The 15,841-nt window shown below is 69.4% G+C and carries 13 protein-coding genes and 1 pseudogene; 8 read left to right on the top strand and 6 right to left on the bottom strand.

Annotation, left to right across the window (positions count from 1 at the left end):
• Positions 1-22: 22 nt before the first annotated feature.
• From gyrB to dnaA, 6 genes are all read right to left on the bottom strand, one after another.
• The gene (gene gyrB / locus HN013_RS08310) at positions 23-2,089 is read right to left on the bottom strand and encodes a DNA topoisomerase (ATP-hydrolyzing) subunit B (protein WP_171164655.1); all 2,067 of its coding nucleotides are present in this window, start codon (positions 2,087-2,089) and stop codon (positions 23-25) included.
• 351 nt (positions 2,090-2,440) lie between these two features.
• Entirely contained in the window at positions 2,441-2,971 is a 531-nt protein-coding gene (locus tag HN013_RS08315) for a DUF721 domain-containing protein (protein WP_171164657.1), read from the bottom strand.
• Positions 2,968-4,143 carry a DNA replication/repair protein RecF gene (gene recF / locus HN013_RS08320; protein ID WP_171164659.1) on the bottom strand — a complete coding sequence of 392 codons (1,176 nt, stop codon included), beginning with the start codon at positions 4,141-4,143 and terminating at the stop codon, positions 2,968-2,970. Before recF ends, HN013_RS08315 begins: the two co-directional genes overlap by 4 nt.
• Positions 4,144-4,176: 33 nt before the next feature.
• Positions 4,177-5,052 (bottom strand): phosphogluconate dehydrogenase (NAD(+)-dependent, decarboxylating), encoded by an 876-nt coding sequence (gnd, locus tag HN013_RS08325; RefSeq protein ID WP_171164661.1) that lies wholly within the window; start codon positions 5,050-5,052, stop codon positions 4,177-4,179.
• A 346-nt stretch (positions 5,053-5,398) separates the two neighbouring features.
• Positions 5,399-6,529: a DNA polymerase III subunit beta gene (dnaN, locus tag HN013_RS08330; RefSeq protein ID WP_171164663.1), complete on the bottom strand. Its 1,131-nt coding sequence runs from the start codon at positions 6,527-6,529 to the stop codon at positions 5,399-5,401.
• 873 nt (positions 6,530-7,402) lie between these two features.
• Positions 7,403-9,214, bottom strand: coding sequence for a chromosomal replication initiator protein DnaA (dnaA, locus tag HN013_RS08335; protein ID WP_171164665.1), 1,812 nt, complete (start codon positions 9,212-9,214; stop codon positions 7,403-7,405).
• A 437-nt stretch (positions 9,215-9,651) separates the two neighbouring features.
• On the opposite strand from dnaA, the gene rpmH reads away from it, so the two are divergent.
• From rpmH to HN013_RS08375, 8 genes and pseudogenes are all read left to right on the top strand, one after another.
• Positions 9,652-9,789: a 50S ribosomal protein L34 gene (rpmH, locus tag HN013_RS08340; protein ID WP_003949374.1), complete on the top strand. Its 138-nt coding sequence runs from the start codon at positions 9,652-9,654 to the stop codon at positions 9,787-9,789.
• Positions 9,790-9,813: 24 nt separating this feature from the next.
• Positions 9,814-10,182: pseudogene (gene rnpA, locus HN013_RS08345) on the top strand (ribonuclease P protein component); the annotation flags it as partial.
• Between the two features lie 71 nt (positions 10,183-10,253).
• Positions 10,254-10,571, top strand: a complete 318-nt coding sequence (gene yidD / locus HN013_RS08350; protein ID WP_171164669.1) for a membrane protein insertion efficiency factor YidD — start codon at positions 10,254-10,256, stop codon at positions 10,569-10,571.
• 3 nt (positions 10,572-10,574) lie between these two features.
• Positions 10,575-11,711 carry a membrane protein insertase YidC gene (gene yidC / locus HN013_RS08355; protein WP_171164671.1) on the top strand — a complete coding sequence of 379 codons (1,137 nt, stop codon included), beginning with the start codon at positions 10,575-10,577 and terminating at the stop codon, positions 11,709-11,711.
• A gap of 15 nt (positions 11,712-11,726) precedes the next feature.
• Positions 11,727-12,248 (top strand): R3H domain-containing nucleic acid-binding protein, encoded by a 522-nt coding sequence (locus HN013_RS08360; protein ID WP_171164673.1) that lies wholly within the window; start codon positions 11,727-11,729, stop codon positions 12,246-12,248.
• Between the two features lie 140 nt (positions 12,249-12,388).
• Positions 12,389-13,105 (top strand): 16S rRNA (guanine(527)-N(7))-methyltransferase RsmG, encoded by a 717-nt coding sequence (rsmG, locus tag HN013_RS08365; protein ID WP_171164675.1) that lies wholly within the window; start codon positions 12,389-12,391, stop codon positions 13,103-13,105.
• Positions 13,106-13,372: 267 nt separating this feature from the next.
• Positions 13,373-14,410: a ParA family protein gene (locus tag HN013_RS08370; RefSeq protein ID WP_171164676.1), complete on the top strand. Its 1,038-nt coding sequence runs from the start codon at positions 13,373-13,375 to the stop codon at positions 14,408-14,410.
• Complete coding sequence (locus HN013_RS08375) at positions 14,407-15,510, top strand: ParB/RepB/Spo0J family partition protein (RefSeq protein WP_171164678.1); 1,104 nt, start codon at positions 14,407-14,409, stop codon at positions 15,508-15,510. The genes HN013_RS08370 and HN013_RS08375 overlap by 4 nt, the downstream gene beginning before the upstream one ends.
• The last annotated feature ends 331 nt before the right edge of the window (positions 15,511-15,841 follow it).

Genomic DNA, 15,841 nt, shown 5'->3' on the forward strand with positions numbered 1-15,841 from the left:
GCGGCTGTTCGTGCAGGCCGACTCAGATGTCGAGGAAGCGGACGTCCTTGGCGTTGCGCTGGATGAACGAGCGCCGTGCCTCGACGTCCTCGCCCATGAGCACCGAGAACAGGTCGTCCGCCTGGGCCGCGTCGTCCAGGGTGACCTGGCCGAGTACGCGGTGGTCGATGTCCATGGTGGTCACGCGCAGCTCCTCGGCGTTCATCTCGCCGAGACCCTTGAAGCGCTGGACCGAGTCGTCCCTGATCCGCTTGCCGTTCTCCCGGCCGAGCTGGATCAGCGCGTCGCGCTCGCGGTCCGAGTACGCGTACTCGAAGTCGTCACGGCCCCACTTGATCTTGTAGAGCGGGGGGCGCGACAGGTAGACGTGTCCGGCCTCGACCAGCGGCCGCATAAAGCGGAAGAGGAAGGTCAGCAGCAGGGTGTTGATGTGCTGGCCGTCGACGTCGGCGTCCGCCATCAGGATGATCTTGTGATAGCGGAGCTTCTCGATGTCGAAGTCCTCGTGCACGCCGGTGCCGAACGCGGAGATCAGCGCCTGGATCTCCTGGTTCTGGAGGATCTTGTCGATCCGGGCCTTCTCGACGTTGAGGATCTTGCCGCGGATCGGGAGGATCGCCTGGTACTCCGGGTTCCGGCCGGACTTGGCCGAGCCGCCGGCGGAGTCACCCTCGACGATGAAGATCTCGCACTTGGCCGGGTCGTTCGACTGGCAGTCCGACAGCTTGCCGGGCAGCGAGGCGGTCTCCAGCAGGCCCTTGCGGCGGGTCAGGTCGCGCGCCTTGCGGGCGGCGACCCGGGCCGTGGCGGCCTGGATGGACTTGCGGATGATGTCCGCGGCCTCGATCGGGTTGCGGTCCAGCCAGTCGGTGAGGTGTTCGTAGACCGCCTTCTGGACGAAGGTCTTCGCCTCCGTGTTGCCCAGCTTGGTCTTGGTCTGGCCCTCGAACTGCGGCTCGCTCAGCTTGACCGAGATGATCGCGGTCAGACCCTCGCGGATGTCGTCGCCCGTGAGGTTGTCGTCCTTCTCGCGGAGCAGCTTCTTGTCGCGCGCGTACTTGTTGATCAGCGAGGTCAGCGCGGCGCGGAAGCCCTCCTCGTGGGTACCGCCCTCATGGGTGTGGATGATGTTGGCGAAGCTGTAGACACCTTCGGTGTACTGGCTGTTCCACTGCATCGCGATCTCGACCGAGAGCGCCCGCTCCTTGTCCTCGGCCTCGAGCGCGATCACCGTGGGGTGGATCAGCTCGCCCTTGCGCGAGTTGAGGTAGCGGACGAAGTCCGAGATGCCGCCCTCGTAGTGATAGCGGACGGAGAGCGGCTTGCCCTCCTCGTCCACGTGGTCCGGGCGCTCGTCGGTCAGGACGATGGTCAGGCCCTTGTTGAGGAACGCCATCTCCTGGAAGCGCCGCGAGAGCGTCTCGAAGGAGTACTCGGTGGTCTCGAAGATGTCGCCGTCGGCCCAGAAGGTGACGGTGGTGCCGGTCTCGTCCGTCGCCTCGTTCTTCTGCAGCGGGGCGGTGGGGACGCCGAGCTTGTAGTCCTGCGTCCAGCGGAAGCCGTCCGCCTTGACCTCGACGGCGACGCGCGTCGACAGCGCGTTGACGACGGAGACGCCGACGCCGTGCAGACCGCCGGAGACCGCGTAGCCACCGCCGCCGAACTTGCCGCCCGCGTGCAGGACGGTCAGCACGACCTCCACGGCCGGCTTGCCCTCGGAGGGGACGATGCCGACGGGGATGCCACGTCCGTTGTCGACCACGCGGACGCCGCCGTCGGACAGGATCGTCACGTCGATGGTGTCGGCGTGACCGGCCAGGGCCTCGTCGACCGAGTTGTCGACGACCTCCTGCACCAGGTGGTGCAGGCCCCGCTCACCGGTGGAGCCGATGTACATGCCCGGCCGCTTGCGGACCGCGTCCAGACCCTCCAGCACGGTGATCGCGCTGGCGTCGTACGACGCACCTCCGCCCGGAGCGCCGGACGAGGCGTCCTCCGGCACAGCAGTGGCGCCCTCCTCGGTGGAAGGGGTGGTGTTCTCGTTGGGGTTGCCGGAATCGGCCACGAAGCGCCCTTTCTGGCACAGCACAGACCTTCTCCTGCCTGTGGCGGTGGGACGCCCTCGGTCGGGAGACCGGAATGGCAGGCGGGAGCGACTGCGTCGTTCGACTTGTTTCCGCGAATCGGCGGGATTACCACCAGTCTACCGGTAGCGCCGACATGAATGGGGGTTTGGCGGTGTCTGAGTCCGCATGTGCCGCCCTGAACCGGCATCAGCCGACTCCCTATATGTGGCCTGGGGCTCCAAGAGGCTCACAGCGGCACTCAGCGCTTTGGGTTGTCAACCGCCCGCTACCACGCGCGGGGGACACCTCCTCCCCGTCTCCCCCGTTTGCCCCGGACCGCACCACGGGTCACTCGCGCAGGGAACGGGCACGGCTCACCCGTAGGTGTCGCCCGGCCCCGTGCTCCCCGGAGCGCGCAGTGATCCGTACCGGCGCGCGGGCCCGCCCGGCCCCAGCACTTTGATCATGCGGACGGTGCCCTGGCCCAGGTCGTCGTTGAGCCGGGCCACCAGCTGCGGGGCGAGCAGCCGGAGCTGGGTCGCCCACGTCGTGGAGTCGCACTGCACCGTCAGCACCCGGGCGTCCTCGTCGTAGCCCTGCGGCTCACAGTGCAGCGCCACGTTCTCGCCCACGATCTGCGGCCAGCGCCCCGTCACACCGCCGACCGCCGCGGGCGTCTCCCAACCGCGCTCGGTGATCAGGCGGTTGATGGCCGCCCCCAGCGGGAGCGGATCGCGGCCGTCGGCGCGCGCGCCGGAGCGCAGGCCGCCGCGCCGCGCCTGCTTCTTCTGCTGCACGGCGTTGCCCCGGGCCCGCGCCTGCTCCTTCGCCGCGCGCAACGCCACCCGCGCCAGGTCCACCCCGGAGGGCTCCGGCGCCCTGCGCGCCTCGGGCTGCTCGGTCATGCGCGCTCGACCGTTCCCTCGGACACCGTGTACCGCGCGCCCGCCAGGACGCCCGGGACGTCGTCGCCGACCGCGGCCGTCACCAGCACCTGCTCACCCGGCGCGACCAGCTCCGCCAGCCGCTCACGGCGGCGGGCGTCCAGCTCGGCGAAGACGTCGTCGAGGACGAGGACCGGCTCGCCCGCCCGTCGCCCGCCACCACCCTCGGTGGCGGCCCCTCCGGGCCCGCAGTAACTTTCCGCCTTCAGCAGCTCGTACGACGCCAGCCGCAGCGCCAGCGCGTACGACCAGGACTCGCCGTGGCTCGCGTACCCCTTGGCGGGCAGCTGCCCCAGCCGCAGCACGAGGTCGTCGCGGTGCGGGCCGACGAGGGTCACGCCGCGCTCCATCTCCTGCTTACGGGCCTCGCCCAGCGCGGCCAGCAGAACCTCGTACAGCTCCTCGCGGCTCCGGGGGCCGTCGGCGCCGACCGGACCGCGGTAGTCGAACGCCACCGGGCCGCCGCCGGGCGCCAGTTGCTCGTACGCCCGGTTGGCCAGCGGCAGCAGGACGGCGATCAGGTCCAGGCGGTGCGCCAGCAGCTCGGCGCCGGCGCGGGCCAGGTGCTGGTCCCAGATGTCGAGGGTGGAGACGTCCATCGAGCGGCCGGCGTGCCGGCGGGCCATGACCGCGGACTTCAGCAGGGTGTTGCGCTGCTTGAGGACGCGCTCGTAGTCCGAGCGCACGCCCGCCATCCGCGGGGAACGGGCGGTGACCAGCTCGTCGAGGAACCGGCGGCGCTCACCGGGGTCGCCCTTGACGAGGGCCAGGTCCTCGGGAGCGAACAGCACCGTGCGCACGATGCCCAGCACGTCACGGGGTCTGACCTGGGACGACCGGTTGAGTCTCGCCCGGTTGGCCTTGCCGGGGTTGAGCTCCAGCTCGATCAGCTGCTGCCGCTCGCCCTGGACGACGGAGGCCCGGACGAACGCCCGGTCCGCGCCCAGCCGCACCAGCGGGGCGTCGGACGAGACGCGGTGGCTGCCGAGGGTGGCCAGATAGCCGACGGCCTCGACGAGGTTGGTCTTGCCCTGGCCGTTGGGGCCCACGAAAGCCGTGACGCCCGGGTCGAGCGGGACCTCGACCCGGGCGTACGAGCGGAAGTCGGCGAGCGAAAGATGCGAAACGTGCATGAGTGCGCGCCGAGCCTCCTGGTTCGCGTGGGGTTACTTGCTCTCGACCGCGTGGCCACCGAACTGGTTGCGCAGCGCGGCGATCATCTTCATCTGCGGCGAGTCGTCCTGGCGGGAGGAGAAGCGGGCGAAGAGGGACGCGGTGATCGCCGGGAGCGGCACCGCGTTGTCGATGGCGGCCTCGACCGTCCAGCGGCCCTCGCCGGAGTCGGACGCGTAGCCGCGCAGCTTGTCGAGGTGCTCGTCCTCGTCCAGGGCGTTGACGGCCAGGTCGAGCAGCCAGGAGCGGATGACCGTGCCCTCCTGCCAGGAGCGGAAGACCTCGCGCACGTCGGTGACGGAGTCGACCTTCTCCAGCAGCTCCCAGCCCTCGGCGTAGGCCTGCATCATGGCGTACTCGATGCCGTTGTGGACCATCTTGGCGAAGTGACCCGCGCCGACCTTGCCGGCGTGCACAGCACCGAACTCGCCCTCGGGCTTCAGGGCGTCGAAGACCGGCTGCACCCGGGCGACGTTGGCGGCGTCGCCGCCGTACATCAGGGCGTAGCCGTTCTCCAGGCCCCAGACGCCGCCGGAGACGCCGCAGTCCACGAAGCCGATGCCCTTGGCGGCCAGCTCCGCGGCGTGCTTCTCGTCGTCCGTCCAGCGGGAGTTGCCGCCGTCGACGACGACGTCGCCGGGGGACAGCAGCTCGCCGAGCTCGTCGATGGTGGACTGGGTGGCGGCGCCCGCGGGGACCATGACCCACACGACGCGCGGTCCCTGGAGGGAATCCACAAGCTCCTGGAGGCTGTGGACGTCCCCGAGGTCCGGGTTGCGGTCGTATCCGATGACGGTGTGGCCTGCGCGGCGGATGCGCTCGCGCATGTTGCCGCCCATCTTGCCGAGACCGACGAGACCGAGCTCCATCAGTGATCCTCTATGCCGTAGTCGTTGCGGTTTACCCGGATCCGAGCCTACGCCCGAGGGTCCGTGCACACCTGTCGGGACCGAGCGCTCAAACGGTGGGGCGGTTACCCGCCCGCCGCCCGTCCATGCGCTGCCCCGTCCCCCGGGCGCCGCGTCCGCGCGGGGGGGGGGCGTCATAGCCGTCGCACCGGCGTGCCGCGTCAAGGGGCGACCCTCGCGCACCCGGCCGCCGGAGGTGCCGGGCTTGGCCGTCAGCCCGACAGCCGCACCGGCATGCTGCGTCCTTGCGAGGGCCGACCCTCGCGCACCCGGCCGCCGGGGGTGCCGGGCGTGCCGGGCCCGGGCATCAGCCCGACAGCCGCACCGGCATGATCAGGTACTTGTACGCCTCGTCCGCCTCGGCGTCGACCGCGGGCTTGCCGCTGAGCAGCGCGGGCTTGGTGGAGGTGGTGAAGGAGAGCTGGGCGACCGGGGAGTCGATCGCGGACAGGCCCTCCAGGAGGAAGCCGGGGTTGAAGGCGATGGAGATGTCGTCGCCCTCCAGCCGGGCGTCGACCCTTTCCACAGCCTGTGCGTCGTCGCTGGAGCCGGCCTCCAGGATCAGCACGCCCTGCTCGAAGCTCAGCCGGACCGGGGTGTTGCGCTCGGCCACCAGGGCCACGCGCTTGACGGCCTCGACGAACGGCGCCGTCTCGATCACCGCGACGGAGTTGAACTCGGTCGGGAAGAGGGTGCGGTACTTCGGCAGGTCGCCTTCCAGGAGGCGGGTGGTGGTGCGCCGGCCGGCGCCCTCGAAGCCGATCAGGCCCTCGCCCGCGCCGGAGCCGGAGAGCGCCAGTGAGACGGTGTCGCCGCCGCTGAGGGACTTGGCGGTGTCCAGCAGGGTCTTGGCGGGGACCAGGGCGACCGCGGAGACGTCCGGGGTCTCGGGCTTCCACATGAACTCGCGGACCGCGAAGCGGTAGCGGTCGGTCGAGGCCAGGGTGACCGTGTCGCCCTCGATCTCGATCCGCACACCGGTGAGCACCGGCAGGGTGTCGTCACGGCCGGCGGCGATGGCCACCTGGGAGGCGGCGGAGGCGAAGACCTCGGCCGGGACGGTGCCCGTGGCGGTGGGCATCTGGGGCAGGGCCGGGTACTCCTCCACAGGCAGGGTGTGGAGTGTGAATCGCGAGGAACCGCAGACCACGGTGGCCCGCACGCCGTCGGTGGAGATCTCCACAGGCCTGTTGGGAAGTGCGCGGCAGATGTCGGCGAGGAGCCGGCCGGAGACGAGGACGGTGCCGTCCTCCTCCACGTCCGCCTCGACCGAGACGCGGGCCGAGACCTCGTAGTCGAAGCCGGAGAGGCTCAGCGAGCCGTCCTCGGCCTTCAGCAGCAGCCCCGCGAGGACCGGCACCGGCGGACGGGCCGGGAGGCTGCGGGCCGCCCAGGCCACTGCCTCCGCGAGTACATCGCGCTCCACCCGGATCTTCACCGGAACCGCCTCCTGCTTGTTGCTGGCTGGCCCTGCTGGGCTGTCTTCGTCGGGCCTCCGTCTCGGGCCCTCGTCGGCTTCGTCGGCTTCGAAGCCGGAGACCAGTCTGACGCACGCCGCTGACAGCTCGCGCTGCTCGGGGTCAAGTCGGACCGGACGGCGTGGCGCGGCGCCGAGCCGAGTTGTGCACAGGGCCCACTTCGAAACGAGTTCCCCGCTTGATCTCAGTGGTCGTAGTAGTAGGCCCTGTGGATACCGTGGATAACTTCCTTTGCCCTGGTCAGGCCGGATTTTTTGTCCACTGCCCCTGTGGGCGGCCGCGGTGGAAAACAGGGGGTCGCTGTGGAGAAAGGAAAGTTCTGCACAGGCGGTGCACAGGCAGGGCGCACTTCTCCCCAGCGTCGTCCCCAGCTTTACCCAAGTTCCCCACAGCCCAACCCGGCACCTTGGTGTGACGCCTTTCACTCGGCGCGGTGATCTCGGGCGTTTCGTTGCCGAACAGTGGACAACCCTGGGGAAAGGCTGTGCACAACAGCGATCTTCCTGTGGGCGGGCGGTGGACAACCGGCCGGCCCGCTGTGGGAGACCGCTTCGTCCACAGGCTGTGGACTTCGGTTGCCCACACATCCACACCCTGCTGACCTCCCCTGATGGTCTATCAACAGGCCCTGCTGTGGACATCATCTGGATAACTTCCCGGTCCCCAGGGTGTGGACGGGGGTTCCGTGCGGATTCTGTGGAGAACGGGGTGACCGGGGTCCCTATTCGAACGAAGCGGCCGCACGGTGACGCCGTCCGGAACGGCGAAGGGCGCCCCGGGAACCGTCCCGGAGCGCCCTGGAGGCCTCCGCCGCGCCCCTCGGCGCGGTCCTGTCAGCCGTTCTTGATGCGGTTCGTCAGCTCGGTCACCTGGTTGTAGATGGACCGCCGCTCGGCCATCAGCGCGCGGATCTTGCGGTCCGCGTGCATCACGGTCGTGTGGTCGCGCCCGCCGAACTGCGCGCCGATCTTCGGCAGTGAGAGGTCCGTGAGCTCACGGCAGAGGTACATCGCGATCTGGCGGGCCGTGACCAGCACCCGGCTGCGCGAGGCGCCGCACAGGTCCTCCACGGTGTGCCCGAAGTAGTCCGCGGTCGCCGCCATGATGGCCGGCGCGGTGATCTCCGGCGAGGCGTCCTCGCCGCCCGGGATGAGGTCCTTGAGGACGATCTCGGTGAGGCCGAGGTCCACGGGCTGCCGGTTGAGGCTGGCGAAGGCCGTGACCCGGATCAGCGCGCCCTCCAGCTCGCGGATGTTCCGCGAGATCCGGGAGGCGATGAACTCCAGCACCTCCGGCGGGGCGTTCAGCTGCTCCTGGACCGCCTTCTTCCGCAGGATCGCGATCCGGGTCTCCAGCTCGGGCGGCTGGACGTCGGTGATCAGACCCCACTCGAAGCGGTTGCGCAGCCGGTCCTCGAGGGTCACCAGCTGCTTGGGCGGCCGGTCCGAGGAGAGCACGATCTGCTTGTTCGCGTTGTGCAGGGTGTTGAAGGTGTGGAAGAACTCCTCCTGCGTCGACTCCTTGCTCGCGAGGAACTGGATGTCGTCGACCAGCAGGATGTCCATGTCGCGGTAGCGCTTGCGGAACGCGTCCGCCTTGCCGTCGCGGATGGAGTTGATGAACTCGTTGGTGAACTCCTCGGAGCTCACGTACCGCACCCGCGTGCCGGGGTACAGGCTGCGCGCGTAGTGCCCGATCGCGTGCAGCAGGTGGGTCTTGCCGAGCCCCGACTCCCCGTAGATGAACAGGGGGTTGTACGCCTTCGCCGGCGCCTCGGCGACCGCCACGGCGGCCGCGTGCGCGAACCGGTTGGACGCGCCGATGACGAAGGTGTCGAAGAGGTACTTGGGATTCAGCCGGGCGGTCGGCTCCGCCGGGCCCGGGGCGGACGAGGAGGACTTGCCGGAGCCCGGTCCGCCGGAGCCGCCGGGCACCGGCCGGTCGCCCTGGCCGCCGCCGCGGCCGTCCGGCAGCTCGCGCTGCTGTTCATAGGGCCGCTCGGAACCGGACGGCCGGTAGCCGCCGGAGTCCCGCTGCTGCTCGTAGCCGGACGGGGCGCGCTGCGAGGCGTAGGGGTCGCGCTCGGCGTCGGAGAAGCCGAGGCGCGGCTGCTGCCAGCCGTAGTCCCCCCGGTCCTGGGTCCGGCCGCCGGGGCCGCCCGGTCCCGTGTGCCGCGGCCAGGAGCCGGGGTCCGTGCGGGACTGCTGGTAGTCGGGGTAGGCGGGCCGGACGGTCGGCAGGTCGTCGCCGGAGGACCGGTAGCCGTCCCGGCCGTCGTAACCGGAGCGGCCGCCGTCGTACCCGTCGTAGGCGTCGCGGCCCTGGCCGTTGTGCTGCCGGTCCTCGTGCGGGGGCTGCTGTGGCACGGCCGGCTCGCCGACGGAGTTGTCGACGGTGATCGCGATGCGGATGGGACGCCCGCACTCACGGCTGAGGGCGTCGCTGACCACCGGGGCCAGCCGGCCCTCCAGCACGCCCTTGGCGAATTCGTTGGGGACGGCGAGCAGCGCCGTGTCGGCGACCAGGGCGAGCGGCTGACACCGCTTGATCCAGTGCTCGTCCTTGCTCTCGACTCTTCCCTCACCCAGGAGCTGCTCCAGCACGCGCGGCCACACTGCGGCAAGATCGGCAGGCAGGTCAGCCACAGGGCACGCTCTCTCGGTCAGCGGGGGCGCCCTCCGGTCCCACGAATGTGTGGTTCTCGGGACGGGCGGGAAGGATTCGGAGTTCAGTCACGGTAGTCAGGCCGTGGCAGGTGGTTCAAGTCGTTGTCCACAGGGTGTGTACAAATGTGCCATGGGGCGGGCCGGGGCGCCCCACCCGGGCATGGCTGGCGTTCCGCCGGCCCCCGGGAGGCTACGGTTGATCCTGGTGCGCTGCCGGTTTGACCGGATGGCGTAACGGCGCGTACCGTGACCAGGTCGAGTTGTCGATGGCTGCTGCCGCCTGCCTCCGATGGGCAAGGGTCACACTCCACTGTGTGATCGTGAAGCGGTGCCTTGCGTATGCGAGCCTCTCGTGGGCGCACGGTGACAGCCAGGCGATGTCCCGCCATCACACGATTCATTTCTGGAGTCCCCGAGTGAGCAAGCGCACCTTCCAGCCGAACAACCGCCGTCGGGCGAAGACCCACGGCTTCCGCCTGCGCATGCGCACCCGTGCCGGCCGCGCGATCCTCGCGTCCCGCCGTGGCAAGGGTCGCGCCCGCCTGTCGGCCTGAGCAGCCTGACTCAAGGTCCATGACGTGCTGCCTTCCGAGTCTCGGCTGAGGCGGCGCGAGGACTTCGCGACCGCGGTTCGACGGGGGCGCAGGGCCGGGCGCCCGCTCCTCGTCGTCCATCTCCGCAGCGGTGAAACGGACCCGCACCCACCTGGGGGAACTGTCCCCCCGGTGCGTGCGGGTTTCGTCGTCAGCAAGGCCGTGGGCGGCGCCGTGGTCCGCAACCTCGTCAAGCGGAGGCTGCGCCATCTGATGCGTGACCGGCTGGACGCACTGCCCGCCGGTAGCCTGGTGGTGGTGCGAGCCCTGCCGGGCGCGGGCGAAGCAGATCACGGTCAGCTGTCCCGCGATCTCGATACCGCGTTGCAGCGGCTGTTGGGAGGGGCGCCGCGCAGCTGCAATCCCCCGGACACCGAGTCATCGGATCTCCGGAACCCCGGCCGCAACCCGGGAGGGAGCGCACGGTGAAGTACCCGCTGCTGTGGTTGATCAAGCTGTACCAGTGGACCATCAGCCCCCTGCTGGGCCCGGTCTGCAAGTACTACCCGTCGTGCTCGCACTACGGCTACACGGCCATCAAGGTGCATGGCGCGATCAAAGGAACGGCGCTGACGGCCTGGCGCATCCTGCGCTGCAATCCGTGGTCGCTCGGTGGCGTCGACCACGTACCTCCCCGGAAGCGTCCGGTCTGGCACCAGCGGCTGAGGAGCCGACTGGGCGGGCACCCCACCGCGGGGTCCGCCGCACAGCCCGAGACTCAGCCCAACGCCCAAGGAGCCTGATTCGTGGACACGATCCTCGGTCCTCTTTATTACGTTGTTTCCTGGATCATCGTCCAGTTCCACTCGTTCTTCAGCTTGATCTTCGACAAGAACAGTGGCTGGGCGTGGGGCCTGTCCATCGTCTCGCTGGTGGTCCTGATCCGTATCTGCCTGATCCCGCTCTTCGTGAAGCAGATCAAGGCGACGCGGAACATGCAGGCGCTCCAGCCGAAGATGAAGGCGATCCAGGAGCGCTACAAGAGCGACCGGCAGCGCCAGTCCGAAGAGATGATGAAGCTCTACAAGGAGACGGGCACCAACCCGCTCTCGAGCTGTCTCCCGATCCTGGCCCAGTCGCCGTTCTTCATCTCGCTGTACCAGGTCCTGAACCACATCGCGCAGGGCAAGACGGTCGGTGTCATCAACCAGGACCTGCTGTCGAGCGCCCGCGAGGCCCACATCTTCGGTGCCCCGCTGTCCGTGAAGTTCCTGGACAGCGCCAGCAAGATCGAGAAGCTGGGTTCGACCGTCACGGACGTCCGCGTCGTCACGGTCGTCATGATCGTCCTGATGTCGCTGTCGCAGTTCTACACGCAGCGCCAGCTGATGACGAAGAACGTCGACCTCTCGGTCAAGACGCCGTTCATGCAGCAGCAGAAGATGCTGATGTACATCTTCCCGATCATGTTCGCCGTCTTCGGCATCAACTTCCCGGTCGGTGTCCTGGTCTACTGGCTGACCACGAACGTGTGGACCATGGGTCAGCAGATGTTCATCATCCGTCGCAACCCCACCCCGGGCAGCCTCGCCTACACCCAGCGCCAGGAGCGCCTGCGGGCCAAGGGCAAGCTGGTCGAGGACCCGGCGGAGATCGAGGCGAAGAAGGCCGTCGAGGCCGCGCGTGCCGCCCGTCAGCAGCCCAAGCGGCAGTCCAAGTCGCAGCGCACCGGAGGTCCGGCCGCCGGCCAGACCGGGCAGGCCGGTCAGTCCGGCCAGCAGCGTCGTACGCAGGCCCGCACCAAGGCATCGTCGGGCAACGGCACCAAGGACCAGGCAGAGGGCTCCAAGTCCAAGCAGGGCGGTGGTTCGTCCCGCAGCGCCAAGTCCGGGCAGCGCAAGGGCGGCCCCCAGCGGCCCAAGCACCCGTCGTCCAAGAAGTAACGAAGGAGTCCCACTGTGACGGACACCCAGCACCAGACCCGTGCGGACGCCGCCGAGGGCACCGACACGCTGTCCCGCCTGGAGCAGGAGGGCGAGATCGCGGCCGACTACCTGGAGGGTCTGCTCGACATCGCCGACCTGGACGGTGACATCGACATGGACGTCGAGGCCGACCGGGCGTCGGTGTCGATCATCAGCGACTCCACCAGCCGGGATCTGCAGAAGCTGGTGGGCCGTGACGGCGAGGTGCTGGAGGCGCTCCAGGAGCTCACCCGGCTCGCGGTCAACCGGGAGACCGGTGACCGCAGCCGTCTGATGCTCGACATCGCGGGCTTCCGGGCCCGTAAGCGCGAGGAGCTGGCCAAGCTGGGTGCCCAGGCCGTCGCGGACGCCAGGACCAGCGGCAAGCCCGTCAAGCTGGACCCGATGACGCCCTTCGAGCGCAAGGTCGTCCACGACGCGGTGGCCTCCGCCGGTCTGCGCAGCGAGTCCGAGGGCGAGGAGCCCCAGCGTCGCGTGGTCGTCCTGCCGGTGTGACCTGATACCGCTTCCCGGTAGCTTCGGCCCCGTCTGCGCGCAGACGGGGCCGAACCTTGTCAGCCTGGCATTCACTGGACTCCGGCGGCCGGAGTCCCGCAGAGTCGTCGATACAACGTGGTACGGAAGGACGGTTCACTGTGGAAGAGGCAGCGGAGCTCCCCCCGGCGCCCCCGGAGGCACGGGCGGTTTTCGGTGACCGCTTTCCGGACGCCGTCCGCTACGCCGAACTGCTCGCCGACGCGGGCGTCCGGCGAGGTCTGATCGGCCCCCGGGAGGTTCCCCGGCTCTGGGAGCGGCACCTGCTGAACTGCGCGGTGCTCTCCGAGGCCGTTCCCGAGGACGTCTCCGTGTGCGACGTGGGCTCGGGCGCCGGCCTCCCCGGGATTCCGCTGGCGCTGGTCCGCCCCGACCTCCAGATCACGCTGCTGGAGCCGCTGCTGCGCCGGACCACCTTCCTGTCCGAGGTCGTCGAGCTGCTCGGCCTGGACCACGTCACGGTCGTCCGGGGCCGTGCCGAAGAAGTGCTGGGCAAGCTGCCGCCGGTACACGTGGTGACGGCCCGTGCCGTGGCACCGCTGGACCGGCTCGCGGGCTGGGGTGTGCCCCTGCTGCGGCCGTACGGCGAGATGCTCGCGCTCAAGGGCGATACCGCCGAGGAGGAGCTGAAGGGCGCCAGGGCCGCGCTCAGCAAGCTCGGTGTCGAGCGGACCTCGGTGCTCCAGGTCGGTGCCGGGGTGGTCGACCCGCCGTCCACCCTGGTGCGGTGCGAGGTCGGTGAGAGCCCCGGCGGTGTGCGGTTCGCGGCCAAGCGGGCCAAGGCCGCCCGGGTGAGCCGGACGCGCCGCCGCCGCTGATTGCGCCGACCGGCGGTACCGGGAGTGCTCCATACAAGCTGCCTAAACTATGCATCACGGAGTGTCGTAACAAGGTAGCCATGGGTCACATGCATCGTGTTTCACGTGAAACATCGCTCGTTGCTGCAAGGAATCATCGGCCGCGGTCGCGCGGCTGCGGCGCGTGAACGCCGGTCGGTCGACGCTGTGGAACCTCCCCCGGTATCCACAGGCACGGTGGATTCATCCACAGGAGAGCGGGCCTCACTGGTTCGTACCCGGCGAAGCATGGCAGGCTCTCCCCATCGCGAGCCTGATGTCGAGGAGAGTGAATCCTTGCGGTCCGACGCCAATATCGCGGGGCCGATGGCCGACCCGGTCCCCGGCCCCCGCCCCGCCGACTCCGAAGCGGTGCCCGGCCCACTGGGTGCCGCGGAGGTCGTTTCACGTGAAACCCGTATGCCGCGGCCCGATCAGACCAGAGTCATGGTGGTGGCCAACCAGAAGGGTGGCGTCGGCAAGACGACGACCACGGTGAATCTGGCGGCCTCGCTGGCGCTGCACGGCAACCGGGTGCTGGTCGTGGACCTTGACCCGCAGGGCAACGCCTCGACCGCGCTCGGGATAGACCATCATGCCGAGGTGCCGTCCATCTACGACGTTCTGGTGGACCAGAGACAGCTGTCCGAGGTCGTACAGCCGGTGCGGGACGTGGAGGGCCTCTTCTGCGCACCCGCCACCATCGATCTGGCCGGTGCCGAGATCGAGCTCGTCTCCCTTGTGGCCCGGGAGAGCCGGCTGGACCGGGCCATCAAGGCGTATGAGCAGCCGCTGGACTACATTCTCATCGACTGTCCGCCCTCGCTGGGCCTGTTGACGGTCAACGCGCTGGTCGCGGGTGCCGAGGTGCTGATCCCGATCCAGTGCGAGTACTACGCCCTGGAAGGGCTGGGCCAGCTGCTGCGGAACGTCGAACTGGTCCGCGGACACCTCAACCCCAAGCTCCATGTGTCGACGATCCTGCTGACCATGTACGACGGCCGGACCCGGCTCGCCTCCCAGGTGGCCGACGAGGTGCGCAGCCACTTCGGCCAGGAGGTGCTGAGGACCAGCATTCCCCGCTCGGTCCGGATCTCCGAGGCGCCCAGCTATGGGCAGACGGTGCTCACCTATGACCCGGGGTCCAGTGGAGCGCTGTCGTATATGGAAGCGGCCAAGGAGATCGCGTTGCGGGGGATCGGCGTGCATTACGACGGCAGCAGGGCCCACACCGTGGGCCATCAGCAACAGCAGGACCAGCACAGCATGTCGGAGGGGCTGCAGTGAGTGAGCGACGTAGAGGACTGGGCCGGGGGCTCGGTGCGCTGATCCCGGCGGCGCCGAAGGCGGCGGAGATCGGCACCCCCGCGGTGGGGCCCGGTGCGACGTCCCCCACGGCGGTACCGCTGCTGACGGCCGAACGGGTGACGACCCCGGTCCCCGAGGTGCCGCTGGAGGCTACGGCACCCGGCAAGGCGGTCGTGACCGAGCCGGCCGAGCCCCAGGAGCCCGAGACCGGAGAGGTGGCGGGGGCGCACTTCGCCGAGCTGCCGCTCGACGCGATCACCCCCAACCCCCGCCAGCCGCGCGACGTGTTCGACGAGGTCGCCCTGGACGAGTTGGTCACCTCCATTCGTGAGGTGGGGCTTCTCCAGCCCGTGGTCGTCCGGCAAGTGGCGCCGGAGCGGTACGAGCTCATCATGGGCGAGCGCCGCTGGCGCGCCTGCCGTGAGGCCGGCCTGGAGAAGATTCCCGCCATCGTCCGGGCAACGGAGGACGACAAGCTTCTCCTGGACGCACTGCTGGAGAACCTTCACCGGGCTCAGCTCAACCCACTGGAAGAGGCCGCGGCCTACGACCAGTTGCTCAAGGACTTCTCCTGCACCCATGACGAACTGGCGGACCGCATCGGGCGTTCGCGTTCCCAGGTCTCCAACACGCTGCGGCTGCTGAAGCTCTCCCCCGAAGTGCAGCTCAAGCTCGCCTCGGGAGTGCTTTCGGCGGGTCACGGCCGGGCGCTGCTCCCGGTGGACGACACCGAGGAGCAGGAGAAGCTTGCCCTCCGCATCGTGCGGGAGGGCCTTTCGGTCCGCTCGGTGGAAGAGATCGTCCAGCTGATGGGGTCCCGGACGAAGAAGTCCGGGAAGGCCAAGAGCCCCCGTGCCGGAGCCCGGGTGTCCCCGGCGCTCAGTGACCTCGCGGCACGGCTGTCCGATCGCTTCGAGACCCGGGTGAAGGTGGACCTCGGGCAGAAGAAGGGAAAGATCGTCGTCGAATTCGCCTCGATCGACGATCTGGAGCGGATCCTCAGCTCGCTCGCTCCGGGTGAGGGTGGCGTGCTGGAGCAGAAGCTCTCGGACGACCAGGATGAGGAAGCGGACGCGTAGGAGTTCTGGGCAGGGCTCCTCCTCGGGGCGGGCTGCGTTCCACGGGAAACACGGTGTTTCACGTGGAACACGACCCGCCCCTTTGCCTTTCTCGGCTGTTGGCCCAAACCGCCGATGGATACGATGCGTTGAGGTATGGCACAACCACGTCGGACATGCTGGCGCAGTTGACGGAGGGGCGAGGCCATGCGAACGGTGAGCCGGACCGGACTGGTGGCGACAGGCCTGGGCCTGGGCGCGGTCGGCGGTTTCGTCGGCGGTCTGCTCAGGGAGCGCCGTGTGCTGAGCGCCGCCCGCGACGCGGCACGTGCAGGAAGTGAGGAACTGGCTC

The sequence above is a fragment of the Streptomyces sp. I05A-00742 genome (assembly GCF_013055795.1).
Classification (GTDB): domain Bacteria; phylum Actinomycetota; class Actinomycetes; order Streptomycetales; family Streptomycetaceae; genus Streptomyces.